23 protein-coding genes and 2 tRNA genes are annotated in these 26,387 nt (G+C 39.1%); 9 read left to right on the top strand and 16 right to left on the bottom strand.

Annotated features, from left to right (window positions below; genetic code table 11):
- Positions 1 to 362 precede the first annotated feature (362 nt).
- The 9 genes from purD to V3I05_RS07425 all read left to right on the top strand — a co-directional run bounded on the left by purD (position 363) and on the right by V3I05_RS07425 (position 9,646).
- Positions 363 to 1,640, top strand: a complete 1,278-nt coding sequence (purD, locus tag V3I05_RS07385; protein ID WP_295701638.1) for a phosphoribosylamine--glycine ligase — start codon at positions 363 to 365, stop codon at positions 1,638 to 1,640.
- The gene (locus tag V3I05_RS07390; RefSeq protein ID WP_343353166.1) at positions 1,640 to 2,110 is read left to right on the top strand and encodes an RDD family protein; all 471 of its coding nucleotides are present in this window, start codon (positions 1,640 to 1,642) and stop codon (positions 2,108 to 2,110) included. The genes purD and V3I05_RS07390 overlap by 1 nt, the downstream gene beginning before the upstream one ends.
- The gene (locus V3I05_RS07395) at positions 2,107 to 4,308 is read left to right on the top strand and encodes an LPS-assembly protein LptD (protein WP_300447458.1); all 2,202 of its coding nucleotides are present in this window, start codon (positions 2,107 to 2,109) and stop codon (positions 4,306 to 4,308) included. Before V3I05_RS07390 ends, V3I05_RS07395 begins: the two co-directional genes overlap by 4 nt.
- A 9-nt stretch (positions 4,309 to 4,317) precedes the next feature.
- Positions 4,318 to 4,983 (top strand): phosphoribosyltransferase, encoded by a 666-nt coding sequence (locus V3I05_RS07400; RefSeq protein WP_295701632.1) that lies wholly within the window; start codon positions 4,318 to 4,320, stop codon positions 4,981 to 4,983.
- Entirely contained in the window at positions 4,983 to 7,103 is a 2,121-nt protein-coding gene (locus tag V3I05_RS07405; protein ID WP_343353167.1) for a polyribonucleotide nucleotidyltransferase, read from the top strand. Before V3I05_RS07400 ends, V3I05_RS07405 begins: the two co-directional genes overlap by 1 nt.
- A 97-nt stretch (positions 7,104 to 7,200) precedes the next feature.
- Positions 7,201 to 7,515 carry a F0F1 ATP synthase subunit C gene (locus tag V3I05_RS07410; protein ID WP_295701628.1) on the top strand — a complete coding sequence of 105 codons (315 nt, stop codon included), beginning with the start codon at positions 7,201 to 7,203 and terminating at the stop codon, positions 7,513 to 7,515.
- Positions 7,516 to 7,545: 30 nt separating this feature from the next.
- Positions 7,546 to 7,630: transfer RNA gene (locus tag V3I05_RS07415), tRNA-Leu, on the top strand.
- A 325-nt stretch (positions 7,631 to 7,955) separates the two neighbouring features.
- Positions 7,956 to 8,042 (top strand) — tRNA-Leu (locus V3I05_RS07420).
- 119 nt (positions 8,043 to 8,161) lie between these two features.
- Complete coding sequence (locus tag V3I05_RS07425) at positions 8,162 to 9,646, top strand: Na+/H+ antiporter NhaC family protein (RefSeq protein WP_343354256.1); 1,485 nt, start codon at positions 8,162 to 8,164, stop codon at positions 9,644 to 9,646.
- On the opposite strand, the gene V3I05_RS07430 is transcribed toward V3I05_RS07425, so the two are convergent.
- From V3I05_RS07430 to V3I05_RS07505, 16 genes are all read right to left on the bottom strand, one after another.
- A complete protein-coding gene (locus V3I05_RS07430) occupies positions 9,630 to 11,507 on the bottom strand; it encodes a pentapeptide repeat-containing protein (protein WP_343353169.1) in 1,878 nt (625 codons plus the stop codon). The genes V3I05_RS07425 and V3I05_RS07430 overlap by 17 nt on opposite strands.
- Positions 11,508 to 11,585: 78 nt before the next feature.
- Positions 11,586 to 12,989, bottom strand: coding sequence for a pentapeptide repeat-containing protein (locus tag V3I05_RS07435; protein ID WP_343353171.1), 1,404 nt, complete (start codon positions 12,987 to 12,989; stop codon positions 11,586 to 11,588).
- 3 nt (positions 12,990 to 12,992) lie between these two features.
- Complete coding sequence (locus tag V3I05_RS07440; protein WP_343353173.1) at positions 12,993 to 13,157, bottom strand: hypothetical protein; 165 nt, start codon at positions 13,155 to 13,157, stop codon at positions 12,993 to 12,995.
- A 121-nt stretch (positions 13,158 to 13,278) separates the two neighbouring features.
- Positions 13,279 to 14,088, bottom strand: coding sequence for a protein kinase family protein (locus V3I05_RS07445; RefSeq protein ID WP_343353174.1), 810 nt, complete (start codon positions 14,086 to 14,088; stop codon positions 13,279 to 13,281).
- 41 nt (positions 14,089 to 14,129) lie between these two features.
- Positions 14,130 to 14,462 (bottom strand): hypothetical protein, encoded by a 333-nt coding sequence (locus V3I05_RS07450; RefSeq protein ID WP_343353176.1) that lies wholly within the window; start codon positions 14,460 to 14,462, stop codon positions 14,130 to 14,132.
- A 205-nt stretch (positions 14,463 to 14,667) separates the two neighbouring features.
- The gene (locus V3I05_RS07455) at positions 14,668 to 14,925 is read right to left on the bottom strand and encodes a hypothetical protein (protein ID WP_295700623.1); all 258 of its coding nucleotides are present in this window, start codon (positions 14,923 to 14,925) and stop codon (positions 14,668 to 14,670) included.
- 96 nt (positions 14,926 to 15,021) lie between these two features.
- Positions 15,022 to 16,056, bottom strand: coding sequence for an Eco57I restriction-modification methylase domain-containing protein (locus tag V3I05_RS07460; protein ID WP_343353178.1), 1,035 nt, complete (start codon positions 16,054 to 16,056; stop codon positions 15,022 to 15,024).
- Positions 16,007 to 17,905, bottom strand: a complete 1,899-nt coding sequence (locus V3I05_RS07465) for a hypothetical protein (RefSeq protein WP_343353180.1) — start codon at positions 17,903 to 17,905, stop codon at positions 16,007 to 16,009. The genes V3I05_RS07460 and V3I05_RS07465 overlap by 50 nt, the downstream gene beginning before the upstream one ends.
- A gap of 85 nt (positions 17,906 to 17,990) precedes the next feature.
- The gene (locus tag V3I05_RS07470) at positions 17,991 to 18,317 is read right to left on the bottom strand and encodes a hypothetical protein (RefSeq protein ID WP_300742358.1); all 327 of its coding nucleotides are present in this window, start codon (positions 18,315 to 18,317) and stop codon (positions 17,991 to 17,993) included.
- Positions 18,314 to 18,949 (bottom strand): hypothetical protein, encoded by a 636-nt coding sequence (locus V3I05_RS07475; RefSeq protein ID WP_300742357.1) that lies wholly within the window; start codon positions 18,947 to 18,949, stop codon positions 18,314 to 18,316. Before V3I05_RS07475 ends, V3I05_RS07470 begins: the two co-directional genes overlap by 4 nt.
- A complete protein-coding gene (locus V3I05_RS07480; protein ID WP_300447435.1) occupies positions 18,915 to 19,535 on the bottom strand; it encodes an Eco57I restriction-modification methylase domain-containing protein in 621 nt (206 codons plus the stop codon). The genes V3I05_RS07475 and V3I05_RS07480 overlap by 35 nt, the downstream gene beginning before the upstream one ends.
- 11 nt (positions 19,536 to 19,546) lie before the next feature.
- Positions 19,547 to 22,402, bottom strand: a complete 2,856-nt coding sequence (locus V3I05_RS07485) for a helicase-related protein (protein WP_425531736.1) — start codon at positions 22,400 to 22,402, stop codon at positions 19,547 to 19,549.
- A 682-nt stretch (positions 22,403 to 23,084) separates the two neighbouring features.
- Positions 23,085 to 23,225, bottom strand: coding sequence for a hypothetical protein (locus V3I05_RS07490; RefSeq protein WP_295700632.1), 141 nt, complete (start codon positions 23,223 to 23,225; stop codon positions 23,085 to 23,087).
- A gap of 246 nt (positions 23,226 to 23,471) precedes the next feature.
- Positions 23,472 to 24,815: a DNA repair protein RadA gene (gene radA / locus V3I05_RS07495; RefSeq protein WP_300447426.1), complete on the bottom strand. Its 1,344-nt coding sequence runs from the start codon at positions 24,813 to 24,815 to the stop codon at positions 23,472 to 23,474.
- A complete protein-coding gene (gene ftsY, locus V3I05_RS07500; RefSeq protein ID WP_343353185.1) occupies positions 24,816 to 25,691 on the bottom strand; it encodes a signal recognition particle-docking protein FtsY in 876 nt (291 codons plus the stop codon).
- Complete coding sequence (locus V3I05_RS07505; RefSeq protein ID WP_343353187.1) at positions 25,688 to 26,365, bottom strand: hypothetical protein; 678 nt, start codon at positions 26,363 to 26,365, stop codon at positions 25,688 to 25,690. The genes ftsY and V3I05_RS07505 overlap by 4 nt, the downstream gene beginning before the upstream one ends.
- Between the last annotated feature and the right edge of the window lie 22 nt (positions 26,366 to 26,387).

Here is a 26,387-nt window from a genome sequence, read left to right on the forward strand (position 1 = left end):
TAGATTACATATTGTAATTATATTTTTTTGTATATTTTATACATAATATATTTGAGATGAGACACAAGGTAATAGCATAGCTAATATTAAATCTCCTTTGTTATAATAGATTAACCTGAATGACGCGCCTTTCCTTAATACATCGCTAGTCTGTTACTGAAAGATTTTTGAGCTAATCGTAGTGATTTCTGTGTGTCGGTGTTTCTGCTTGAGCTTTCTAGGAAGGTGAGGATTTGCCGCCTGATGAGTTCTCTTGGCTCTGTTTGTGGCTTTTTTAGGCTACGCACATTTGAGGTAACGCTCATTTGGGGGTTTCTATCACAATGCTACATATTGATTAAATAAGATTCTAAAGGATTATAATGCAAGAGCGTATATTGATTGTTGGCAATGGGGGGCGAGAATATGCCATAGGATTGGCATTAAAGCAAGATAGTAGGGTAGAGGAGTTATATTTTGCCCCAGGTAATGGCGCGACATCTCAATTAGGCACTAATCTCCCTTATAGTACTTCACAAGATATTATAGAATCTGTTGCAAAATATCATATCACATTTGTAGTTATAGGACCTGAAGCGCCTCTAGGAGAGGGCTTAAGCGATGATTTACGCGCACATCATATTCTAACCTTTGCGCCTTCAAAAGCTGCAGCAAGACTAGAGCTAAGCAAGGCATATATGAAAGATTTTGTTTCACAAGCGGGTATCCCTACGGCACGTTATATACAATCAAGCGATATAAATGCCATAAATGCTTTTATCGATACGCTTAAGTCGCCTATTGTTGTCAAAGCCGATGGGCTATGCGCGGGGAAGGGCGTGATTATCGCTCAAAGTGCCAATGAGGCAAAAAATGTAGCCCAAGATATGCTCTCTGGGATATCCTTTGGCGATGCGGGAAAATGCGTTGTTGTAGAGGAATATTTAGATGGATTTGAACTCTCTGTCTTTGTTGTTTGTGATGGGGAGGACTTTATCTTACTTCAGCCCTGTCAAGATCATAAGCGGCTTTTAAGTGGCGATGAAGGACCAAATACAGGGGGTATGGGAGCTTATACACCCACACCTTTATGTGATGAAAAGCTTTTAGCAAAGATTCAAAGAAAGATCATCGCGCCTACCTTAAAGGCTATGCGAGAGCAAGGCACACCTTTTGTAGGAGTGCTATTTGCTGGTATTATGGTGGTGGATGAGCAAAATGTGCTAGAGCCGTATTTACTAGAGTTTAATGTGCGTTTTGGCGACCCTGAATGCGAAGTGCTAATGCCTCTTTTGCAAACGCCACTGCTTGATATACTCATACATAGTGCTAAAGGCACACTCAAAGCATTGCAAGTGCGTTTTAAGGAGGGCTTTGCTGTGGCGGTGGTAGTTTCATCAAAGGATTATCCATATAAATCAAGTCCGAGTGTGCCTATTACCATAAAAGACTTTGATAGGAATCTTGGGCATATTGTATATGCGGGGGTAAGCTGCGATGAGAGAGGACAGCTCTTAGCAAGTGGTGGGCGAGTGCTACTGGCAGTGGGGATTGCCCCAAGCTTGAAACTCGCACGGGATAATGCCTATAAGATTCTAGAATCTGTGTCCTTTGCGGGTATGCATTTCCGCGATGATATTGCATATAGGGCGTTACAATAATGAATGATGAGAAGATTCTAGCGGATTTAGAAAGGGAGAATTTGCGGCTTGCTGATAAGGGATTACGCTCTTTGGCGTGGTTTATTGATGTATTTTTACTCTCTTTTATCTTTACGCTTATCCACCTAGATGCACTCTCTCAAATGAGCGATATACAGGGTAATATGGACTATGAAAACTTAAGAGCGTTTGCCCTTAAGTTTTCGTGGCAAGTGTGGATTCTCAAAATCTCCTATGATACATTGTTTGTATGGTATTATGGAAGCAGTATTGGTAAGATTTTATGCAAAATGCGTGTGGTAAGCGTAGATTTATTTGATCAACCATCATTTTTATATGCCCTGCTTCGTGCGTGTGGTAAATATATAGGGGAGAGTTTGCTATTTATTACGTATGTGTTTGGCTTTGGCGATAGCCTATCGCGCACATTGCACGATAGATTAGCAAAGACATTGGTAATTGCGTATTGAAAACATTATCTTTTGTTCGTTTATTGTGTGTGTGGGCGCTGCTATTTCTATCTATGAATGCAGAGCAAAAGGCAGATTCTATATTTGATTTATCCGCTGATAATGTGAGTGCAAAAGATGAGGAGGTCATAGCAGAGGGCAATGCGTTTTTGCTCTATGGCGATGTGTATATGGTAGCCCATAAGATTATTTATAATAAGCAAACTAAGTATGTGTATTTGCGAGGGGGCGCGAAGATTTATCAAGGCGATATTTTGTATCTTGATGTAGAACAAGCTGATATAGATATGCAGACTAAGCAGGTAAAAGTAGAAAATATCTATCTGCAAAGCACGATGGGTATATGGGTGATGGCAAAGGATTCTCAAGGGCAAGATGGAGTATATAGCTTTAAACGTGGCGTGATTTCAGGCTGTGATGTTGTATATCCGCTTTGGCATTTGAATGTAAGCTCTGGCACGTATAATACACAAAAGGGATATATGAGCGTGTGGAATCCACGATTTTATATTGGGGCTGTGCCGATATTTTACCTCCCTTATTTTGTCGCTCCCACGGGCAATGTCCGTAAGAGTGGTTTGCTCTCTCCAGAGATGTCTTATAGCAATAAGCAGGGCTTTATGTATTCACAACCTTTGTTTATCGCGCCTTTTAATCGCTGGGATATGACACTTTCTCCGCAAATACGCACAGAGCGGGGTGTGGGAGCGGCAGTAGAATTTCGCTTTGCCGATAGCGATAATAGTATAGCAACCTTTCAAATGCGGTATTTTCAAAACAATGATGAATATATGCTGCTTAATAATCTCAAAAATCAAGACATCTATGGAGGCACTTTTAATTACCAAACGCAAAATGTCATTACGGGTGAGAATAATCAGTATGTAAATGATGGATTCTATGCAGATATTACCTATATGAACGACCTTGAATATATGCGTTTAAAAAGTCTTAATGCTTCATTTAACACACGGCTTTATGAATCCCGTGTGAATTATTATCTCAATAGCAGCAAACATTACTTTGGCACATATTTGAAATATTACTTAGATTTGTCTAAAGTGAGCAATAAGGATACTTTTCAAGTCCTGCCTCAAGTGCATTATCATTACTACACAGATTCACTTTTTTTTAAGAATCTCCTTTATACTTTTGATTTTCAAAGCAAACATATCACTCGTCCCTCTGGCTATGGATATTGGCAAAATACGATGTCTTTGCCCATAGGCGTGGTTTTGCCTTTGTTTAATGATTATATCAGTGTAGGGGCAAATGTCGATATGTATGGGACTTCTGTTTTGCTTCAAAACGCACAAGGGTTGGTAGATTCACAAAATGTAGCTTTGGATAATGCTATTAATTATGCGGTAGGCAGCTATAATATCTCGTTAAACTCCGATTTAGCCCGTCCCTATAAGCATTTCTTTCACTCCTTACATCTTGAAGCCATCTTTAGCGGGGCATTGTATAAATATACTTCAGATGCAATCGCTGATGATAGATATGAGGCGTATAATGCCTTGGTTACACAAGATATAGATTCTAATATTTTGGCTATGTATTGGAATCCGAGTGATATTGTCGATGTGGTGAAAAATAAGCATAAAGTGGATTTGAAGCTCTCACAATATTTTTATGGCAAAAATGGCAAGGAATTATTTTATTGGCGTATGTATCAGCGACTTTTTTTGCAAGATAGCTTTTTAAGTCAATCCCAAACATTGCGCAATGAACTAGGATTCTCTCCTCTTTCGGGCTTAAACCTTAGCGCTTCATTATTTTACTCCTATGCTCGCAAAAGTATTAGTGAAACATCGCTTAATGCTTCATTTAGCAAGTGGGGGCTAGATTCTAGTCTTACATATTATTTTAAGCTTGATCCGCTCTATCTCTCTTCCGGTCTATACTCTTCGGGCAATACGGGCTTTGCTCGTGGATCTTTGGGCTATGATTTTGGATTGTTTCGTTTGAATGCGAATATAGGCTATGATGTGGGTGTAGGGTATTTAAAGGATTGGTATGTTACAATCTCTAAAGACATTCGATGTTTTGGTATAGGATTAAAGTTTGCCCAAGATGTGCGTCCTACACTTACAGCGGATAATAACATCACGCCTATTACCAATCAGTATGTAAAAATCGAGTTTCGTTTCGTTCCTTTAGCAGATACTGGCTTGACATATAGATTCAAAGAATAAAGGATAACATTGCAGCAGATTATATTTGAAGATGCACAAGATTCTATTAGAGCACTTTTTGATTCAATAAGTATTAAGAATCTTCCATTGCAAAATGCCGTGCTTGTAGCCATTGGTCGCGATGGTGTAGTCTATGCACACACTCTTGCCCAAATGCTTAAAGTGCCTATGGAATTTCTTTTTACACAAATGATTCCCGCTCCGCACAATCCCGAATGTTCTATTGCTGTGGTAAGCGAGGATATGGAGATTGTGATAAACGAAGAGCTAGTGAGCGCTTTTAATATTAGCTTAGATTATGTCTATGGTGAGGCGCAGCGGCAATATGAAGAAGCCATTTTGCCTGCACGTTATCAATTGCGCAAGGGCGAGGGACTAAGCTCATTAAAAGGCAAAGATGTGCTGCTCTTTGATATGGGTATTGAGACGGGCTTCCGTATGGGGGTGGCGATTAAAACCTGTATGAATATGGAGGCAAAGAATTTATATGCTATTGCACCTGTAATGCCAAAGGAGATTTATACGCTTTTGTGCGAGATTTGCGATGAGGTATGCTGCCCTTATCCTGTAGAAAATTATGTATCAACGACACATTATTTTCCCAATCTCCCACCTCTTAGCGATGAGGCATTTGAAGATATTTTAAGCAAAAACACTATCACAAAGGACACATAATGACGCATATTGATATTGCATTAGAGAATCTAAAGGAGCGATATAGCTTTGATTATGTCGCAAAGGCGGCAAATGGAGGGATTTTATACCAAAGTGGGGGGAGTGTGCTTTTAGCGAGTGTTTGCACACAAGAGAATGAAGTAATTGAGGGGGATTTCGTGCCTTTGAGTGTGCAGTATATTGAAAAATCCTATGCTAAGGCTAAGTTTCCTGCTGGATTTGTCAAACGTGAGGGGAAACCAAGTGAGTTTGAGATTCTCACTTCAAGGCTTATTGACCGCACACTGCGCCCACTTTTCCCAAAGGGATATGCGCATAATACATCTATTGTGGTGATGGTGCTTAGCTATGATGGAATGAGTGATTTGCAAGTAAATGCTCTTAATGCTGCTGCGTGTGCGCTCTATGTGGCGGATTTGCCTTTAGAATCTTTGCGTGATAATGCAGTGTGTGGAGTGCGTTTAGGACGCATAAATGGCACTTTTGTGCTAAATCCTACAATGGAGCAATATAAAGAGAGTGAGCTAGATTTATTCATATCTGGGCGGGGCGATGAGCTTTTGATGATTGAGATGAAGTCTATCCGCACTCAAAAAGGCGCAAATGAGCTAGAGGAGAGCGAGTTTTTAAATGCTATCACTTTGGCTAAAAACTACATTGTTAAGGCGACAAAGACATATCATCAGCATTTTTTGCCTCATAAAAAGCCTCCTTTTGCCCTAGTATCTCACGCAAGAAAGCTAGATGAAGAACTTTATGCACGTATTTTTAGAAATTATGAAGCGCATATTAGCGAGGCTCTCTCTGCTATGGCAAAATCAGAATCCATAAAGCATATTCACACGCTTATCTCACAAGTGGCACAAGAGTGTGATTTAGAGCTAGAAGTGGCACAAGATTATATCCTTAAGGCAAAAAAGCAATATGTGCGAGAGATGATTTTAGATTCTCACAAACGTCCTGATGGCAGGGGGCTTAAAGATGTGCGCCCTATTAGTATAAAGACTAATATTTTGCCCTGTGCGCACGGAAGTGTGCTTTTCACACGGGGGCAGACACAAGCGCTTGTGAGCGCAACTCTAGGCAGTGAAAGCGATATGCAAAGCTATGAAATGCTAGGGAGCAAGAGTGCGCTCAAACGGCGATTTTTGTTTCACTACAATTTCCCACATTTTAGTGTAGGTGAAGCAGGAATGATAGGCTCTGCTGGGCGCAGAGAATTAGGACACGGCAATCTCGCCCGACGTGCTTTAGAATCTAGCATTAAGAGTGAGGATAAGACTATTCGGTTGGTATCAGAGATTCTAGAATCTAATGGCTCAAGCTCAATGGCAAGTGTGTGTGGCGGCTCATTGGCATTATGTGCGTGTGGGGTGGAGGTAGATTCACTCATTGCGGGGGTGGCGATGGGGCTTGTCACAGAGGGTGAGCGATATGCGATTTTAACGGATATTAGCGGATTAGAAGACCATGATGGTGATATGGATTTTAAAGTTGCTGGGGGATATAAGGGTATAAGTGCGATGCAGATGGATATTAAGCTAGGGGGTATTACACAGGAGATTCTATCTCAAGCGCTCTATCAGGCAAAAGAGGCGCGGGAGCATATTTTAGGCATTATGGAATCTACGAGGGCAAAGATTGTGCTAAATGAGGCGATTTTACCCAAAAGTGAAAGCTTTATGATACCTCCGCATAAGATTGTAGAAGTGATAGGTGCGGGTGGGAAGGTGATAAAAGATATTATTGAACGATTTTCAGTAAGCATTGATTTAGCACGTGAGAGTGGTATGGTAAGCATTAATGCAGATAATATGGAGAAACTTAAGGCGGCAAAAGCCTTTATTATGGAGATTGTGGGTGGTGGAAGTGAAAGGGTTGATCAGGAGAGCTATGTGGCAGGAGAGCGATTTGTGGGGAGGATTAAGAAAATTGCAGATTTTGGGGTGTTTGTGGAGCTACCACGTGGAGGCGATGGGCTAGTGCATATTAGCAAGATTACACAGGATAGGCAACAGCGATTAAGCGATATTTTGCAAGGTGTGAGCGAGCTAGAATGCGAGATTCTAGGGCAGAATAAGGGCAAGGTGGAGCTCGGGCTAAGCAAAAGCATTCTTTAATCTTTGTTTTATCAAAGCTTAGGCATAATGTCGCTTCCAAAGTGTCAAGTAGGGGAATGAATCCGAACGGGCTTTGAGATAAAAAACGAGGTGCGAAATGAAAATTTTAGCTCTTTTATGTTTAGGAATGTTAGGCTTTGCCTTTGGTGCAGAGGTAAGTGGTGCTGATATGATTAAAGCATATTCAATAGCCGGAGCAGTTATTGGCTTAGGGATTGCAGCGCTTGGTGGTGCTATTGGTATGGGACACGCAGCTGCAGCGACTATTTCAGGCACAGCGAGAAACCCCGGCATTAGTGGTAAGTTGCTAGGAACAATGTTTATTGCTTTGGCGTTGATTGAAGCGCAAGTGATTTATACATTAGTGTTAGCACTTATTGCGATTTATGCAGATCCTTTTGGCGTTTTATAATACATTTTCCCCTTCTTTGTAGGGGGAGTTGCGCTGGTGGTGGAATTGGTAGACACACCATCTTGAGGGGGTGGCGGGGCGACCCGTGCGAGTTCAAGTCTCGCTCAGCGCACCATACTTCTTTATAGAATTTCATTTATTTTTCTATAAAATTTTGTCGTAGATTAGAGATTCTAACCTTAGAAATTCACCTGATACAATTTGTTAAGGACAAAACGAAGCCAAAGCGCTATTTTACCCTTAAGAGATGTATCATAAAGATTGTGCAACGGCAAAAGTGCAACAGTGTAGCCATAGTGAATCTAAGCCTTTAGAAACTAGCTTGAAAAGCGCAAAGCGCGTTAAGCTAAAACTTTAGGCGCGAAGCAGGAATTTACTTCCTGCGAAGTAAGACTACGCGGCACGAAGTGCAACAGCGTAGCCATAGTGAATTTTAATAAGCCGGAGTGGTGAAACTGGTAGACGCGCTAGACTCAAAATCTAGTAGGGGCAACCCTGTGTCGGTTCGAGTCCGACCTTCGGCACCATATCAATTAAGATTACAATGCTTCTTAGCCTCATATCTTATACCTTAAGGACTATTGTGGAGGATTACGGATTTGCTCATTCAAGCCTAAGTCTTGTCGTGCCTATTTTTGTTGTCGTGATGGTTATCCTCACGCGAAAGGTAGCGCTATCGCTTTTTATGGGCATTTGCTTAAGTGGTATTATGCTCTATGGGTTTCATATTGAGGCGTTAGACTTTGTTTGCAGGGCAGTTGTGAGTGTGTTTTATGATGAGGGTATAAATTATGATGGGATATTTATCTTCGCCTTTCTTATTATCCTTGGCGTAATCACTCAGCTTATTTTGTATAGTGGGGCGATTGGTGTATTTGTCAAATGGGCGAGAAACTATATTGCCTCTGCAAAAGGTGCAGAATTTTTGGCATTTATTGCGGGGATTGTCATTTTTATTGATGATTATTTTAATGCACTTACTGTTGGGCAAATTGCTCGCCCACTCAATGATAGCTATCATTCAAGCCGTGAGCGTCTAGCTTATATCATAGATTCCACTTCTGCTCCTATTTGCATTTTAGTACCTCTTTCAAGCTGGGGTGCGTATAATGTCGGGCTTTTAAGCAAGCAGGGTGTTAATGAGCCTTTTATGATGTTACTAGAGAGCATTCCAAATAATTTTTATGCTTTTTTTGCACTATTGGCAGTTGTCTTAACGATTCTTTGGTGCATAAATCTCCCTGTGATGCGGCATAATATGAATATTGATGTAAAAGATTCAAGTACTCTAGGACGTTCCTCCTTTTATTACAAAAATGCCATTGTGTATCTTATCGCGCCTATTTTAGCGCTGATTGCGGGCATTTGCTTTATGATTTTTTATAGTGGATATAAGGAAGGAGGGGAATTTGCTTTGATGAGTATGCTTTCACATACAGATACGCCATTATCGCTTGTGTGTGGGGGCGCTTTTGCGCTTTGTGTTACATTGGTTCTTACTTTGGGCATTATTAAATCAAGGGATTATCCTGCGGTTTTTTGGTATGGGGCTAAAAGTATGTTTGGGGCGATATTGATTTTAAGCCTTGCTTGGGCGATTGGTCCGGTGATTAAGGAACATATACAAACAGGTGTGTATCTCGCGAGTGTGGCAAAAAGCACGATAAACGAGGAGTATTTAGCCTTTATGCCGGTGTTTTTATTTTTTATCTCTGCTTTTATTGCATTCTGCACAGGCACGAGCTGGGGGACATTCGCCATTATGCTGCCTATTGGTATGGAGATGATAGTGCAGGGGGCAGGAATGGAGCAAAGCGTATTTTTAGCCCTATCCGCGATCCTCTCAGGTGCGGTATATGGAGATCATAGCTCACCAATATCGGATACTACCATTCTCTCCGCAGTTGGTGCAGGCTGTTCTGTGCAAAGCCATTTTATCACACAGCTTCCTTATACCACACTTACCGCTTTATGTGCGGCAGTAAGCTTTGTAGTGGTATCATATTTTCAGAGCACTCTGTTGGCTTTTGGGGTAGGGGTAGGGCTGCTCATAGGCATATTTTATATGTTAAAATGTCGCTATGGAGGGGAATTGATAGATAAGAAATATATACTTAATGCGGCACGATAGAATTTTTACGCGCGGTTTTTTGCAGGGAGAAAAGCACGAGAATCATAAGGATTGTATAGACAAAGCTAAGGGCTATAAATGCTTGATCGTTGCTGTTAAGGCAGCCTGTATTTGTGCTAAGTAGCTTACTAAGAAGTGGGTGGAGTATCTCAATATTTTGGGCTAAAATAGGGCATAGTGCTAAATAGCATAGCACAAGAAAGATAGTTCTTAAAAGCACATTTGAGGACAAGAGTAAGATGTAACATACAACAAAGCAGAAGGCTTTTGCAAATATAATAAATGATTCGTATGTAGTGATGCAACTATATGCCAACAATACAAAGAGAGTATAAAAAAGCACAGGTAAAAATAGCGTGAATATATCATCTCTAAAGAGTTTCAGGGTAAGGATTATGTGCCGCTTACTCAGTTTATGCCGATAAATCCAAGCGGAATATGCAATACTGAATGCTATTATAAGAAATATCATAGTGACCAACATAATCTTAAGCCATTGTTTCAAGGATACATCAAGATGGCTAAAATATTCCGCCACAAGAACATTAGATGCTCCATCATTAGGCAGTGTAAAGATTTTTAGTATTTGATAATCAGTTGTCATATATAAAAAGAGCGCATAAAGTCCAATAAGCAAAATAAGATTGTTGATTATCCTTAATGTATCGGTGTGGTGGTCGGCTAAAACGCGATAGAAGGCTAGTAATTTAAATTCTACAAAGTATTGAAAAATGGAGGTATTCCTTCTAATGTCCTTTTCATTTTGGACAGGTGTGTTAGGTACCCGGGATTTTGCACTCAGTTCAATCTCTTTATAATAAAGCTCCAATTTGTGCCATTGTGAAGCGTCTAGGAGGTTATTTTCTTTAATCAACGCATTTTTACACAATCGAAAAGAATCGCGAAAATCATTTGCTGTATTGGCTAATTTTTCTAAATCTATACTCGTTTTTTGCTTTTGTGGAGTGGTATTACAAATTTTAGAATAAATACAATTTTTTATTTTATGCCACATCTTGTGTGTGGTATGAGATGTTTGGCATTCAGATTCTAAATCTGTCTTAAGCGTTTTAAAATCACAATCAATTTTTGCATTCACAAGATTCAAATTTCCATTAAAGGCAGCTTGAGAAAAGTTTGGGGGTTTTTCAAACTTAACGCCATAAAAACACGCTGCTTTTTCAAATACTACTCCTTGAAAACAAGCTTGAGTTTTAAAAATAGCTTCACGAAAATCTGCTAGGCGTTCAAATATAGAATCTTTGAAATCGACTTGATTATGGAAAATAAAATGCGTGAAAATGGCTTCTTGTGTGAAATGACAGGCTTTAAACATAAGGTTTCCATAAAAGCTAAATGTATGAGATTGTCTAAGATAAGGGTAAAAAGTTTTAAACTCACATTCTATAAAATTGAGATTCCCATAAATATGATGTGCGGATACAATAAATGAAGTAATGCTATAATTCATTATAATAAACTCTTCGCATTGAAAATCTTGATGTATCCATATGTGGCTTATTGTGCCTTTTGTCGTATCCTCATAAATACTTTGTAGGCAAAGTTTTTTAAAACTTACATTTTTATCAATATGCAGGGCTAAATCATCAATTTTATTAATGATAATATCCTGCATAAAACACATATCTTTGAAGATGAATTCTTTGTGGAGCAAATCCTTACTTTGGTGATTTTCTCTTGTAAAATGAAGCGGTACATTGATAATGAGTGTATTATTTTGATAGGTAACTCGCCCATCGTGCTTAAAGCTTAGATGTGTGAGAAACTGCCAAAGATTCGGTGGTTTTTCTTTGCAATCTTTTGCATAGGTATTAAATTCATTGATAGTAATAGGCTTCATTGCTCTTTCTTTTTATATTAAATTAAGAATAATCATATTTTTGCAAGGTAAATATATTTTAATTGCTGTGACGTTTTGTTAATGCGGCACGATAGAATTTTTACGAGCGGTTTTAATCAACGAATAAAGCATTATGCCAAATAAAATAGTATAGATTGCGCCAACTACTGATAGTGGGTCAAACATTGCTCTTTTATCTATGAAAATGCCAATGGCTGGGATAATATATTTTGGTGAGGAAACAAGAATCATTAAAGTAATGATATATGAAAAAGTAATAGCTATTGTTCTATGCAAGAATGATAAGCATATTGCAAAAATTAGAAATAACAATGAGTGAAAGCAATTCATAGGAAGAACAAAAATAAGTAAAATTACAAAAGATTTTAGCTTCTTTGTTTTCACATCGTATAGCATTACTGCAAGGAAGATTCTGGCAAATATAAGCACCAACCATAAGTTAAAAACTATAATAGCACATAATGGACTTGTGAGTAAGATGTGTTTGATATGTAGGCAATAAAATGCATAAAGACTATGAGGAGAAAAAATATGAGTTTCTATCAATGTATTAAATCCTATGATGAGAGCACCGCTTAGAAATCCAAAGGTTCCAATAAGTATTAATAAATTGTGCCAAATCTTTAATAAATCAGTGTGGTGGTCGGAGGTGTGGCGGTAGAATCTTAATATCCACTTATCGATGCAGTCTCTCAATTTTTCGTTGTTATTGTTTGTCTCTTTGTGTTCTTTAGAATCTAGCTCTATTTCTTTAGCATAAAGTTCTAATTTATGCCATTGTGAAGCGTCTAGGAGGTTGTTTTGTTGAATGAGTGTATTTTTAATAGTTCGGTAAGAATCTCTAATGTCATTTCTTATTTGATTTGATGTATCGTTGTCTTTGCCTTTAGTTTCATTTTTTGCTAATTGAGATAATTTTTCAAAAGAATTATCGACTTTTGCATTTACAAAATTTACTAAATTGCTTTCTGTAAATCCTACACCCAAAAAGTTAGGTATTTCTTTAAAATCTACATTCCAAAAGCTTGCTTGTTTATGAAAAACTGATTTTGAGCCAACAAAAAATCCATTAATTTTTGCATTATCAAATAGGGCATCTTTATGAAAATTGCAACCCATAATTGATAAACTATCTTCAAATATACATTCTTGAAAAGATACATCTTGCATAAAATGCCTACATTGTAAAACAACTTTTTGTTTGAAAGTTGTTTTTAATGCACCACCTAATATTCCAAAAATTATAGGAAAATTTGCCTCTTTATCCGCAATAATTCTTAAGGGCATATTTACATCTATATGGATTTTTTGATTTGTTTGACTAACTTGTATGGCATTTGAATCAAAGAATGCTATATCTTTTAATATACATAGAATATTATTATATTGATTTGGCAATTTTTTATCGGCTATGCAAGCACTTATTGTTTGATTTTCTATTTGTAGAATAATTTCTGTCATTTTTTATTGTTCCTGTATGATTTGAATTTCTTTAGAATCTAGTCCATAAAGTTGATATACTAGCTCATCGATTTGCCTTTGCAGGATAAGAGCTTGGCTCGTATGGGATTCTATATACGAAATGTTAGCATTTGAATCTTCACTTTTGGTTTCTAAAATCTCCTCCACTAAAGTGGTAATCCTATCGCCGATATGGCGATTAGAATCTGCAATTTGGGGGATAGGGAGGGGGTCTATATAGTTTTATTTATCGAAATTCTGTGGCTTAAACACTGCTTTTGAAATCCTTTTAATTTTGCTTATTGCATTGATTACAATAATCTAAAAATGCTTTTTCTAATTCGTCTAATGTTTTGTATCTTTCTTCTATATTACCACTCGTTCCTTTGTCAAGAAAAGGGCATTTTATCCCCTCATTATTTATTTTTCCTGTTACGACAAAAAATAAAATACGAGTTAGAGCAAATATTTCGTGATGCTTGTCATAATTTTTAAATCCTACCTTTGACAAGTCAGAATAATCATTAAAAGAACCCTTAATTTCTGTATTATCATTTGTTAGTTCGCTATGGGGTTCTTTGACTAGTCCAAAATCAGAAATTTTTACCACAAGCAAACCATTTTCATATTCTTTTAATAAAATATTATTTGGGCTTATATCTCTGTGAAGTATATTTTTATCAAGGATATATTTAAAGGCTTTGATGATTTGTAAGCCTATATTTTTTCTCGTTTGTATATCTAAATTGTTGTTATGTTTATCAACATAAGCTTTAAGTGTGAAGTCAGCATATTCCATAATATATTCATTTTTTTGAGAGTTAAACGAATAAACCTCTAATATATAAGGACTATTAAGCTTTTTCATCTCTTCAAATTCTCTTTTAAATCTTTCTAGTTCATTTTCGCTTAAATTATTTTTTGCTCTTTTTAATACAAAATGTTTATCATAAAATTCGTCTTTGTATTTAAAAACTTTAGCATAAGAACCCTCACCAATTAATTTTAAACGAGCCGATTTTGAGAGATTAGTCGAAAGTTCTATGTTGTCTGTAGAGCTGAAAATAGGGATTTCATAATAAAGTGTTACTTTTTTCATTCCAACAGGTAATTCACTGCCTCCGCTATTCTTTAAAAATTTTAAACATTCATCAAATATTTGATTATAGTTGATTCAATCTCAAACGAAAAAATTGTTCCTTTTAATTCCTTTTCAAGTTTTTTTGAAATATTTATGGCTTGTAGTAAATTTCTACTTTTATCTGCCTTATAATGTCTATTACTTGTTTCTGTTACAGGAAGTCGTTGATTCATAGCTCTAAAGCAGAAAATAAATTGTGAATGCAGTGTTGAAAAAATAGTTTGCAATCTCTCATTTTCTATATTTTTATAGAGCTCTTTATACTCGTTACTTAAAATGTTCCCTAAATCTTTTTCAGCAGAAGTTATAGCATTTAAAATAATATTTTGCACCATTTGTCCTCAATCATATTTATTTCATCATTGGTAAGTTTATACAGCTCATACACTAACCGATTGATTTGAGATTCTAAATATGAAGTGTTTTTGTCGACGCGCAATCCATAACGCCTGACTTTGTTTTATGGATTACTTCGGTAGCTTCCCTTCTAATGACGCAATGGCCAAAATCTCATTGATCAAGGCGATGATTTTGTTGTTATTTGTCTTTTATAGATGTCAAAAAGTTCCTACCTTTTGATGTAAGCCTTGCACCAGAGATTATATAAAATGAATGATTTCTGTTGATATGTTCTTTTCCTCTGTCTGTAATACCTTCTATATATCCTTCGTCTTGTAGCGTAAGCAAATTATTAAAATATGCTTTCTTTTCCTCTGTATCTGTTGCAAAAGGGATACTTCTTTCATCTCGTTTGCTTTCAAATTCTATTAAAACCTTTTCAAGTTCTTTATCCATAAAATACCTCTTTAAATTTGATTTTCACAAGAGCAAAGCTCCACTAATAAACTTACGCCAAAAAATATTATTGAGCTACTGCCCACCCCACAATTCCTAATTTGTCCTAAATTCAATCTCATAATTGATGATAAAATCCACCTCTTTTTTGTCTAACCCATACAAGGGGCAAAGGAGGGAATCTATCTCATCGATAATAGATTTAGATTTGCGGATATAGTAGGTTTTGACACCATTATGATATACTGCATTCAATTCTAAATCCTGCTCATATTTCGCTCCTAAATTTACGAAATTATTCCTTAATATATCATTAATATATGGAATAGGAAAAGATTCAAATTCATATAAGTAGCTATCTCTACTATTGGAATAAGCATTCCTAAACCACCAAAATAAGGTGCTACTCATTATGGCTACAAGCATTTTAGAATCTGTCGCAGCAAAAGACTTTTCTTTGCTGGATTGTGTGGTATAGCTTGTGTATAAATCATAGTATCGTCCTCCTGTGGTGCGATAATACACTTTTTCATCGCCCTGCATACGTGATTTTAACCGAGCCTTTTGCGTGTAGAGTTTGTGTAAAATATCTTTTTCTATCTCCAGCCCGATTTTGGCAAATGCCCCCTCCCGCGCAAACTCAAGTGAATTAATAAAGCAAAGATTATCTATCACATCTTTAATGATTGTGTGCTTGTCTCGTAGATTGACTTCTGTAGTGAGTAGGACTTCACAGGGGCTTTGTGTTTTTAAAAAGGTGATAATGCTTACTCGCTGGTCGGCGTTAGTGAAGATTCTCGCTGGGGCATTGCCATAGCTACTTGCGATAATGCGTTTGCAATGAGATAAAAGGAGTTTGTGGAGGGCAATATTTGATTTAGAGCTGGTAATGCTTATGGGTGTGATAAAGCTTAAGATTCCCTGTATGCTTAAAAGTTTGAATCCTAGCTCGATAAAAAACTTATAGCTATCGAGCGAACCTGTAATGGTGTGCTTATACACGCTTTTATATATTGCCTTATCTCTTTTATTTATATCTGCGCCATAAGGCGGATTGCCAATGATAATATCAAAGCCAAGTTCATCTATTGCCCCCCCCCCTGTTTGCAGGGATACCAAACATCCATTCACTATCGAAAAATTCCGCCACAGAATGCGGATCGAAAGGATTCCAAGAAAGCAGAGGGTTGCTAGAGAAGTCGCCTTTATGCGTCCTCCACGCATTAATGATATTTTTTGCGATTTTATCCCGTAAAGATAAGTAGGCAGATTCTAGTGCCTTTTTATCACTCGCATTAAAGGTCTGCTCTCGCAAACTTCTTAGCTCTGCCATATCTGCCTCATAGCCATTGTAGCTTAGCCCCTCCTGCTTAGGCAGAGGTATAAGGCTATTAGCAGTGATGAATTTAAATTCCAAGTTGGGCAGGGGCTTGATGTCATCATTTGGGGCATCACAAATGAGCGAGAGGAAGCACCTTAACCTAGCGATTTCTGTCGCCATAGGTTGAATATCCACGCCGTAGATATTTGTCTGTAAAATCCTTAGCTTTCTGTTGTAAAGCGTTAGCTTTTTGGTGCTTTTGTGGGATTCTTCACTCAAGGCTTGGTCATTTGCGTCTAGCAAACTCCCTTCGCCTCGAGTTTGATGTAATCCCTTTGGGGTAAAACCCACAAAATCACTCAAAAATCCTTCCGCTTGTGGAGATTTGCCTTGCTGGATTCCTTGTGTTTTGCTCTCATTGCTAGATTGGGTGTTAGTAATGGATTGGGAATGGCTAGAATTTGCTTGAGATTCTACATTTTCCTCTAGCGTTCTAAGATTGACGGTATTGCTTTCGTAGCTTTTGACACTTTTCAAGGGTGAGCTAGACATAGAGTCTGCGATATCCCTTGAAAATGTGCCAACATCTGCGGAATGATTACCCCAAGCTGAATGCTCCTCTATGAGGGCTTCTTGTATCTCTAGCATCTCGTGCAGCATTCCCATAGGAAACGCCCCACTCCCACAAGCTGGGTCAAGAATCTTTAAAGATTCTAGAGTAGTAAGAATCTGCCCACTCTCCTCTGCATTAAAGTGATTGCGCTTCTCAAAGACAAGCTGCTCTAATCTCTGCTCATCAAGTCCCGTGCGCTCTTTGAGGCACTCATATAGGCTTGCATTACACATATAGCTCACAATCTCACGCGGCGTATAGTAGCTCCCTGTGGCTTTACGCAGGTCTTTGGCATTCTTTTTATTATCGGTGAAAAGCACACTTAAGAGGTTTTCAAATACCATACCTAAAAGCTCTGGGTCTAAGCCTACTTCTTGGCTTAAAGGGGTAGATTCACTTAAAGTGAAATGATAGTTATCAAAGGTTGCAAAGAGCTTTGTAAAGCAGTCATTGGGGATTTTTAGCGTATTGATATAGGCATTTGGATTTTTAGGTGTGAAAAAATCGCAATCTTGCGGGGAGAAAAGCCCTCCATTAAGATAAGGGATAGAATCTAAAAGTATTGTTATAGGCTCTGGCAGCAGCCCGTAGTCCCTCTCCTCTGCCTTGGTATTAAGCGTGGTAAAAAAGAGTGGCTCACGCACATTGTGATAATACTCCTCGCTTAAGTTACAATCCCATATTTTTGGGTCTATCAAGCCCTTTTTTTCTAAAAATTTGCAAAAAAGCAGCCGTGAGATAAGCCGCAGGACAAACTCTCTTTTTATATTTGAATCTGTCTCTTTGGTGCTATCTGCCCTCTTTTGGGTCTCTGTGGGATTCTCCATAGGTAAGGTGCAAGACTCACAAAAGTGTAAAAAATACCCTTTGATTTCTGTAAAAAATGCTTCGTTGAGCTTCTCAATACTAAGGGTGGCTAGTATGCTTTGGTAATATTCATCAATCGCGCTATGAGGGAGATTAGCGATAGATTCTAAATTGCGTATGTGTGCGGGGTGAGGGGAATGCAAAGAAATATCTTTAATCAATGTGATTTTTTCTAGCACATCAGTTTGATCTATGCGATTTTTAGCCGCACGGCGCGTGGCAAAGGCTATGGATAAATAATCTTGGCTTAAGAAAAAGAGGATATTATAGGCGGAAAAATGCCCTATTAATCGCTTTTGTGGCTTGGAGTAGGGCGCGTTTGTCGTGTGTGGTGGTGTGAATGAGGCTAAAGCCTAGGTTGTTATGTCTGCTTTGGGCTTCTAGGAGTCCTGCTTCTGCGCTACTTTGTGTGTAGTAGATAATCGCTCCTTGATGATAGGGTGCGGGGATTACGCTTCCTACATCAGCTTCATTTAGAGATTTAAACTTAAAGAGTGTTTGGAGCGTGGCTTTAAAGCTTTGCTTTAAGTCGAGATGGCTATGTCGCGCGGCAGCGAGATGGGATAGGTGGGTAGCAATGGTATCTCTCATTTGATTATCTCCTTTTTTTGATTTTTGGACTTGGCTTCTCGTTTATCACCCCCTGTTTTTTGCGCGGATTCAATGATTGCGATTTCTTGAGAATTGAGGTTGTAGAGCTGATAGACTAGTTCATCAATTTGCCTTTGCAGGGTAAGAGCTTGGTTTGTGCGGGATTCTAAAATGGGCTTGTGGGATTCTCCCCTCCCCCTAACCCCCTCCACCAAGGGAGGGGGAACAAAGGCAGAATTGTCCTTCTTAGAGGAGGGGGGATAGACACTAGCCCCTCCCCCCGCGGGAGGGGTTGGGGAGGGGGGCAAAGAATATGAAGTATCCTCAGCAAGTGACAGAGAATATTTAGAATCTACAATAGCTAAAATCTGCTCTACTAAAGCAGTAATCTTATAGGCGATGTGGCGATTAGAATCTGTGATTTGGGTAAGGGATTCTATCTCGTAAAGGTTGATATTGTTATTTGTGCCTGTTATACCTTGCATAGCAATAATATATTGTTCCTCTTGATTTCTTTTTACAATTTTTTGTGTTTCATTGGTAATCTTGCAATTCATAAAGTTGTTATCAAGATAATAGCGATGGATATTTTCGCCCTTAATGAGAAAAAAAGCCTGTATGAGAATCTGCAAATATTTTCTTTAAGTGTATAGTATTGATATTCCCCTGCAATGTGCCATTTAGTAGAGAGCCAAGCGAGATTTTGTCGCTTTTTACTTTTTGGAGAATGTTTATTTCACCGCGTTTGATAAGCGGGATTTCAAATCTTTGTGGATAAAAGGCTATGATACTTTGCTGCTTGATAGATTCAAAAATAGGCTTTTTGATAGTAATTCTGTCATTGTGTATAGAGAGTGTAAAGCAATGTGTGGGGCTTGGTGTATTTCTTACGCAGAGTAAAATAGCTGTGCCTTGCAAGGCACTTTTAAATACTTGTCCTTCTTTTGTGGGGGCGATTTTAGGAAACTCAATAATTTGTTTAATCGTGCTTTGCGTGATGAGGCAAAAAATCCCTTGAGATGTGGCAAGATTATAGGCGTGTTCTACAAAAACTTTATATAGATTCTGTTTGCCTTTATCCTTACCTTCACTATAACGGAAAGTATCCGCTGGGAGTATGCCTTTTGGCATTTGGGCGTAGGGTGGGTTGGCTATTACTATATCAAAGCCTTGCTTTGTGCGCGAACGTACGTGTTGCGTAGCAGAAGGTGTATCCATTCCCCACTTCCTTATGCGTTTATCGAAGCATTATGAGCTAATATCTCATAAGGATTTACCAAAAGCCACGCGATAAGGCTAAACCTCCGCGTTTCTGTGGAGCTGAATTGAGCGTTGCTTTTTTTCGTGGCATTGGCGGCTTTGCTATGAGAGAGAATCTGGGCTTCTAATTGCGATGTAAGAGAGGCAAATATCTCTTTTAAAGGCGTAATATCCCTAAAATCTTGGGTGAGGAGCTCAAGCTTTTCAAACTCCTTTGCGTGAATGCTGCTATCATCTTTAAATTCTGCGATTTTTAGGAGATTTGCTATGCCATCTTTGCTCGTGCAGCTAGGCAGGAGGGAGGCAGAGCCTATATCAAAATGTGTGCAATAGTATTTTTTAGAATCTGTATCTTGCAAAAAGGCATAGAGGTGGTTTTTGGGGAGATTTGGCGATGTAGCGATGGAAAAAATGCCATCCGGCAGGGCAGAGCTAGGTTTTGTATGGTAGGCAAGGGTAGATAGCACACTCTCTAATGTGCTAAACTGATTGAGATTAAACTCTGTGCTATCCTCTAATGCGATACTCTCGCTCTCTAGGCTCTTGTAGGCTTTTTTGCGTTTTTCTTCAAAGGCTTTGATATTTTTAGCATTTTGGAGGGCGTGAGGGTCATTAAGCGAGGTGAGTGTTTGCGCGGCAGCGATTTTAAATCGTAGTTTAGATTCAAGCTTGATATAAGATTCGATATCGGTATTGGGGAAAAGATGGGTGATGTGGTTACTCGTGTGGATTGAGCCAATACGCCATATCCGCCCTATGCGCTGGATTGAATGCACGGGATTAAAGGCGATATCCCAGTTTAACAGATTCTTGCAATCTTGGAGGTTTGCCCCCTCGTTTAGGACATTGCTTGAAATGAGTATGTCTATCTCGCGCTCATTTTCTTGCAGAGTGTATTTGAGAGAGCGAGGGGAAAAGCGGTTTTTAAGTTTTGCAAATTCGTTAGGCTTTAATTCGCCGCTAATGGTTTCTATCACATAATGCGGATAGTCCTTACGCAAGGCTTGGCAAATGGCGTGAGTGGTAGGGATAGATTCACTAAAAATAAGGAGTTTATCTGTTTTTATGTCATTTATAGAATCAATGATTTTTTTGCATTCTTGGTATTTGGCACATTGTGGGAAATCCCGCTCACTCTCATAAGTTTCAAGCTTTTGTGCGATACGTTCTAGGAGGGCTAAATCTTTTTGTATGATTTGGGTGAAATCCTCGCTTAGCTCGTGCAGTAGCCCAAGCTCGGCGAGTTTGGCTAAACGCGTAGGAAGGATAGAAGCCTCATCATTTTCTAGCTCATCGGCGTTTTTATCCTCCCATTGAGCGGCTTTGTGCTTAAGGAAGCGATGATGATAAGTGATGATTTTCTCTAAAATAGGTTTAAAGGCATCAAGGGAGCTTTCAAGTGCCTTTAAGAGCGACATACATAAGAAGCCACGAGGAGTTGTATAATCCCCTAGATTCTCAAGCTGTTTGTCAAGCACCTGCTCTCTTGTATGCTTCGGCAAAAATTTATAGGGGTCATAAATGCTAAAGGAGATAAAATCCTCTTGTGTATCTCCATTTTGCTCCTCTTCATTAAGCCCTAGAATCTCACTTAGTTTTTGAAAGCTAAAGTCAATAGAAACAGGAATACTCGAGCTTGGAATCGTGCGTATATGCTGCTTTGGCATATCTTTATTCAGGGCTTTAAGATGAGCGATAATCTGCTCACTACTATGGGAGAAAATAATATGTGTAATGGCATAATAATCCTCATCTAGCTCTACATCATCGCCGCTTTTTAGGGCATTTTGGAGATTAGCTTGTGCTTTGGTGCAAATTTCTTTAGGTTCAAGGTGGTTTTGTGTGATCGAATCTGTGATATGAGATGAGAGGAGGCAGAGCTGATTGCTAAGGTCAAGAAAGCTATTGTTAATAGGTGTTGCGCTTAAAAGCAGGAGGTGGGAGTTGGTGTTGAGGTTGTTTTGGAGTTTTTGGTAGCCATTTTGCTTAAGACTTCTTGTGCGGGGGATACCATTTCTAAAGTTATGAGATTCATCAATGATGATAAGCTGGGCGGATTTGAGGGCGATTTTGTCTTGGTCTTTGGGATTTTGTGCTTCATAATAGCTTAGAATCCGCACTCTAAAGCCCATATCGTTGATAAAATTATAATATGGGCTTTGCTCATTTACATTAAAATAACTCGCCCATTGGGTTGTGAGGTTTTTAGGAGAAATGATAATGACATTATTATATACACTTGCGACAGCTAGGGCGGTTAGGGTCTTTCCTGAACCTACGGGACTTGCTAATAGGGCGAGGGCATAGCGTTTGAGGCGTGAAAGTAGCTCTAGGGCGGCATCTTGCTGAAAATCATATAGTCCAAAGGCTTTTACACCTTGAGTTAATCGCTCACTCTCACTTAACGTAGGCTTTTGTGCAGATTCTACACAGGAGCAAATTTTAGCAAAAATATCTTTGGGCGAGTGGTAGAAAAAGCTTGTCTGTAGCGAATCTAGCACTTCTTTGGTGCAGTCTTTGCATTCCTTTTTAAGGGTTTTGAAATATGTAAAGGCTTCTTTTGAGGCTCTCTTGCTATCGCATAGGACATTAAGCTCTTTATTGCTTTTATCTCCATAAAGCCCAAGTCCGCTTCCTGTGAAGTTTGAACTACCTATGATTACATCGCCTATGCCTTGATTGTGTATAAGGTAGAGTTTTGAATGGAGCAAAACATTTTCTTGCTGCAGCTTTTGAATCTTTATGCTATGCGCATTGATGAAGTTATGGGCAATTTTAGCAGTGGAGATGGATTCTAATTGAATATGAAAGTCTTTAACCCTCATATCAAAGGGATCATTATGCAAATTAAAGGAGATAATAGGGCTGTAATTATCGCTTGGAGTGCTTTCGCCAACGATGAGGGACAAAGACTGCAGATAGGGTGCTAGGGCAGAAAATGCCTCAAAGGCTTTAGCATTGAAAAATGCGCTAACAATCCATAGGTGAGGTTTATCGTGTGTAGGGCTAGAATGGTTTGTGTTGTATTGATGTATAAGATTTGCAAGAATAGAAAAAAGTGTATTGCCCTCGTGATTGGTTATGAGGTCTTTAAATTGTGATGTAGGATATGAACTATACCCCCCCCCCCGTTGCTAAAATAGAACTCATACTCTCTCCTTTGTGTTTTTAGTATCTTAGAATATTATATAATGCGAGTGATAACAATTTGCTTTCATATTCATTTTGCATAGATTTATGAAATGTTTTAGAATCTGATAAAAATGCCTTTTTATCAGGCACGAGCACAACTCCACCGCAATTGTGATTAGTCTTTAGCACAAAAGATTGTGGCAGTTTGTCAAGATCTACTTTAGTAACACTGCTCCCAATGTCATAGAGTTTAGGCAAGAAAGGGCGGATATTGGTATCAAAAAGCGTATCATAAGGTGAGGCAATGGGAGTAAAAGTGGAGAGATAGAATCTAGAATGTGTGGGACATCATCGAGAAATACGTAAGGGCGGCAATCATTGTTTGCCCCCGCAGTTTTCTGGCAATGCTATATTTTTATGCTTGTGGGTGATGTAGATTCTGGCTCTGAGCTTATCTGTAAGAGCTGTGTAGATGGAGATTTCTATCATAAAGCATACGATGGATAATTTTTTCATTAAATGTTTGGAGCTTGGTAAAATCAGGCGTGTAGCCAAAGATGTTTTGATGATGTTTGAGGAAGTGTCCTCATCACTTATGTGAGACTACTTAAAGGCTTTAATCTTAGCTCGAAGCGGGCGGAGAATATGTGTGTTGATGGGATTGTTATGAAAGTCCATAGTGAAAGCTTATAAATATTAAGATAGGCGAATAGCCTTTATGCTACACATTTGCAAATGTAGGTTTATGCCGTAATAAGCTGCCTACATCCATTCTAGAATCTTGCTTACCTCATTTGCCTCGAAGCATTTGATAGTAGCTGGGGGATTGGCTGGTTTTTGTGCGAGAATGACTTTTTCAAACCCATAGCTTTCAAGCTCTTTTAAGCGCACATCGATGTTGCTAACCTCGCGTATATCCCCTACGAGCGATACCTCACCGATGAAAGCGGTTTTGGCATTTAAAGGGCGATTGCGAAAACTTGAGATAATGCTAGCAATCACCGCTAAATCCGCACTTGGCTCATTAATCTTAATCCCGCCAGCAACATTCACAAACACATCATAATGCCCGAGTGGAATCTCAAGTTTGCGCTCTAGTAGGGCTAGGAGCATATTCAGGCGATTGCTATCAAAGCCCGTGCAGGAGCGTTTAGGATAGCCTGATTCACTCACAAGCGCTTGTATCTCAATCACAAGTGCACGACTTCCCTCTAGCACCACAGCGATAGCGCTTCCTGCTTGTGCACTTTTTTGCGTGAAAAAGAGTTTTGAAGCGTTTTTTGCGCTCACTAATCCCTCTGCTTTCATTTCAAAGATACCAATCTCGCTTGTAGTCCCAAAGCGATTTTTAAATCCCCTTAGCATTCTTAGCTCTTTGCTTGGGTCTCCCTCAAAATATAGCACACAATCCACCATATGCTCTAAGATTCTCGGTCCAGCAATCGCGCCATCTTTGGTAATATGCCCGATGATAAAAATGCTGATATGCCGCTCCTTAGCCAAACGCATAAGGGCAAAGGTAACCTCGCGCACTTGTGAGACAGAGCCGGGTGCGGAGGCAAGCTCGGGCGCATAGATTGTCTGTATAGAATCTATCACACATAGGGTATATTCTTGCGCGTGGAGGGCATTTGTGATGATGTTTAAATCAATTTCATTAAGTAAATAGAGATTCTCACTTAGGGCAGAGAGCCTTGAAGCGCGGAGTTTGATTTGACCCGCACTCTCTTCACCACTCACATATAGAATCTTTTTATGCGATTTGGTGGCGATGTCTGCAGCGATTTTAAGCAAAAGCGTGGATTTACCCACTCCCGGACTTCCCCCGATGAGATATAGCCCACCGGGTACAATGCCTCCACCTAGCACGATGTCAAATTCCTCTTCATAAGAGCTAAAATGCGTGATATTTTCGGTATGCACTTGCGTGATGGGAATGGCATTTGAAGAGGTAGTAGCGTGCTTTTGTGTTTCTATGTGCTTGATTTGGCTTTCTTTAAGCTCAACTAAACCCTCCCAGCTCCCGCAGCTACTGCACTTACCAAGCCATTTAGGGCTTTGCCACCCGCAAAATTGACATTCAAAAAGTGTGCGTTTTTTTGCCAATTAATATCCTTCAAATAGGCTATCAAGCATTATTTTGACATATTCTTGTGGCTTAAAAGGAAGCAAATCATCTGCCTTTTCACCCACGCCGATGTAGCAAATAGGGATTTGCAGCTCACTTACAATACTAAAAATCGCCCCGCCCTTGCTTGTGCCATCAAGCTTAGTGATAATAATGCCATCAAAGGCAATGAGTTCTGCAAATGCTCGTGCTTGATTGATAGCCGAGCTACCCTGTGTGCCATCAAGCACGAGATAAGAGCGTAGGGGCAAATCCCCTAGAGCCTTTTTACTCACGCGGACAATTTTTAAAAGCTCATTGTTGAGATTTGTGTGATTATGAAGTCTCCCTGCCGTGTCGATATACAGTTCATCAATCCCCCGCGCACGAGCAGCATTAATGCTATCAAAGGCTACTGCGCTTGGGTCGTGCATATGCTGTGTGCTAATCACAGGGATATTGAGCCTCTCTCCCCATAGCTTGATTTGCTCAATCGCTGCTGCGCGAAATGTATCTCCTGCGGCTAACATTACTTTTTTGCCTTGATTTTGGGCGAGATAAGCGAGTTTGGCAATAGTCGTTGTTTTTCCCGCGCCATTTACGCCCACAATGAGCGTGGCAAGGGGTTTGATATGAGTAAAATTTTGGGGGCTAGATTCTAACTTAAGTTTTGCTAAAAGTGGTTTTTGGAGGGCTTCGCGAGAGATATAGGGTGGGAGATCATTTAATATAGATTCTATAAGTTCATAGGCAATGTCGCATTCGATGAGAATCTCCTCTAGCTCGTCTTTGGTGTATTTGTCCTTTTTTGAGCTAAGGAGTGAGGCAATGTTTTGGGTGGTTTTTTGTAGTGTTTTGCTGAGGGTAGCAATCATTGCGCCTCTTGTCCTGTATTGGCATTTTCTAGTTCTTCTTGCTCCTCTGGTGTGAGAGATTGCATTTCATATTGTGCTTTAGCATCAAGCTGATCTTGGATTTGGTATTGTATATCAAGCTCTACCATCTCTTCAGGCACGAGCCCTACATAGTCTATCACTTTTTCGCCTTGCCTATCATAGAGGGCGATATAGCTTTGCTTCTCATCTTTACTAAGGAAATTAAGGAGATTTTTATTATCCGTTGGGGCATAAAGTTTAAATCGAGGATTGATAAGGTCAATTTCTTTTTGCAGATGTTCCAACTCGTCCCTTGGGCTAATGGCGATAATGGAGATAAATTCTTGATATTTGTTATATAAATCAAGGATATGTAAAAGCTCATCTTGGCACTCTTGGCAGCTTTTGGAGAGGAAGAAAAGTAGTGTAGGGCGCTGCGTGTCGGTTTGAAATATGCTTTGAGATTCGTTTGTCTTGAAACGTAAAGATTCATTTTGTGTATTCATCACTTCAATACTTAGAATCTTATCTTTGCTCCCGCCCTCAAAGCCAAAGATATCTTTGTCCTTATCTACATCATCGCTACAGGCTTGAAATGCCCAACATATCATTACAGCTAGGATAAAAAGCTTCGTGAAACTTTGCCATCTCTTTAGAATCTGCGCCATTTTCATCTTATATTGTCTCCATTTATGC

Source organism: Helicobacter mastomyrinus, assembly GCF_039555295.1.
GTDB lineage: Bacteria > Campylobacterota > Campylobacteria > Campylobacterales > Helicobacteraceae > Helicobacter_C > Helicobacter_C mastomyrinus.

What these genes read in the sequence shown, in the direction of transcription:
- V3I05_RS07485 (WP_425531736.1), bottom strand. Translation starts at nt 22,402, where the DNA reads ATGAGGGTTAAAGACTTTCATATTCAATTAGAATCCATCTCCACTGCT.
- V3I05_RS07425 (WP_343354256.1), top strand. Translation starts at nt 8,162, where the DNA reads ATGGTTATCCTCACGCGAAAGGTAGCGCTATCGCTTTTTATGGGCATT.
- purD (WP_295701638.1), top strand. Translation starts at nt 363, where the DNA reads ATGCAAGAGCGTATATTGATTGTTGGCAATGGGGGGCGAGAATATGCC.
- V3I05_RS07390 (WP_343353166.1), top strand. Translation starts at nt 1,640, where the DNA reads ATGAATGATGAGAAGATTCTAGCGGATTTAGAAAGGGAGAATTTGCGG.
- V3I05_RS07405 (WP_343353167.1), top strand. Translation starts at nt 4,983, where the DNA reads ATGACGCATATTGATATTGCATTAGAGAATCTAAAGGAGCGATATAGC.
- V3I05_RS07410 (WP_295701628.1), top strand. Translation starts at nt 7,201, where the DNA reads ATGAAAATTTTAGCTCTTTTATGTTTAGGAATGTTAGGCTTTGCCTTT.
- V3I05_RS07505 (WP_343353187.1), bottom strand. Translation starts at nt 26,365, where the DNA reads ATGAAAATGGCGCAGATTCTAAAGAGATGGCAAAGTTTCACGAAGCTT.
- V3I05_RS07445 (WP_343353174.1), bottom strand. Translation starts at nt 14,088, where the DNA reads ATGAAAAAAGTAACACTTTATTATGAAATCCCTATTTTCAGCTCTACA.
- V3I05_RS07490 (WP_295700632.1), bottom strand. Translation starts at nt 23,225, where the DNA reads ATGAAAAAATTATCCATCGTATGCTTTATGATAGAAATCTCCATCTAC.
- V3I05_RS07470 (WP_300742358.1), bottom strand. Translation starts at nt 18,317, where the DNA reads ATGAGAGATACCATTGCTACCCACCTATCCCATCTCGCTGCCGCGCGA.
- ftsY (WP_343353185.1), bottom strand. Translation starts at nt 25,691, where the DNA reads ATGATTGCTACCCTCAGCAAAACACTACAAAAAACCACCCAAAACATT.
- V3I05_RS07430 (WP_343353169.1), bottom strand. Translation starts at nt 11,507, where the DNA reads ATGAAGCCTATTACTATCAATGAATTTAATACCTATGCAAAAGATTGC.
- V3I05_RS07455 (WP_295700623.1), bottom strand. Translation starts at nt 14,925, where the DNA reads ATGGATAAAGAACTTGAAAAGGTTTTAATAGAATTTGAAAGCAAACGA.
- V3I05_RS07435 (WP_343353171.1), bottom strand. Translation starts at nt 12,989, where the DNA reads ATGACAGAAATTATTCTACAAATAGAAAATCAAACAATAAGTGCTTGC.
- V3I05_RS07480 (WP_300447435.1), bottom strand. Translation starts at nt 19,535, where the DNA reads ATGGATACACCTTCTGCTACGCAACACGTACGTTCGCGCACAAAGCAA.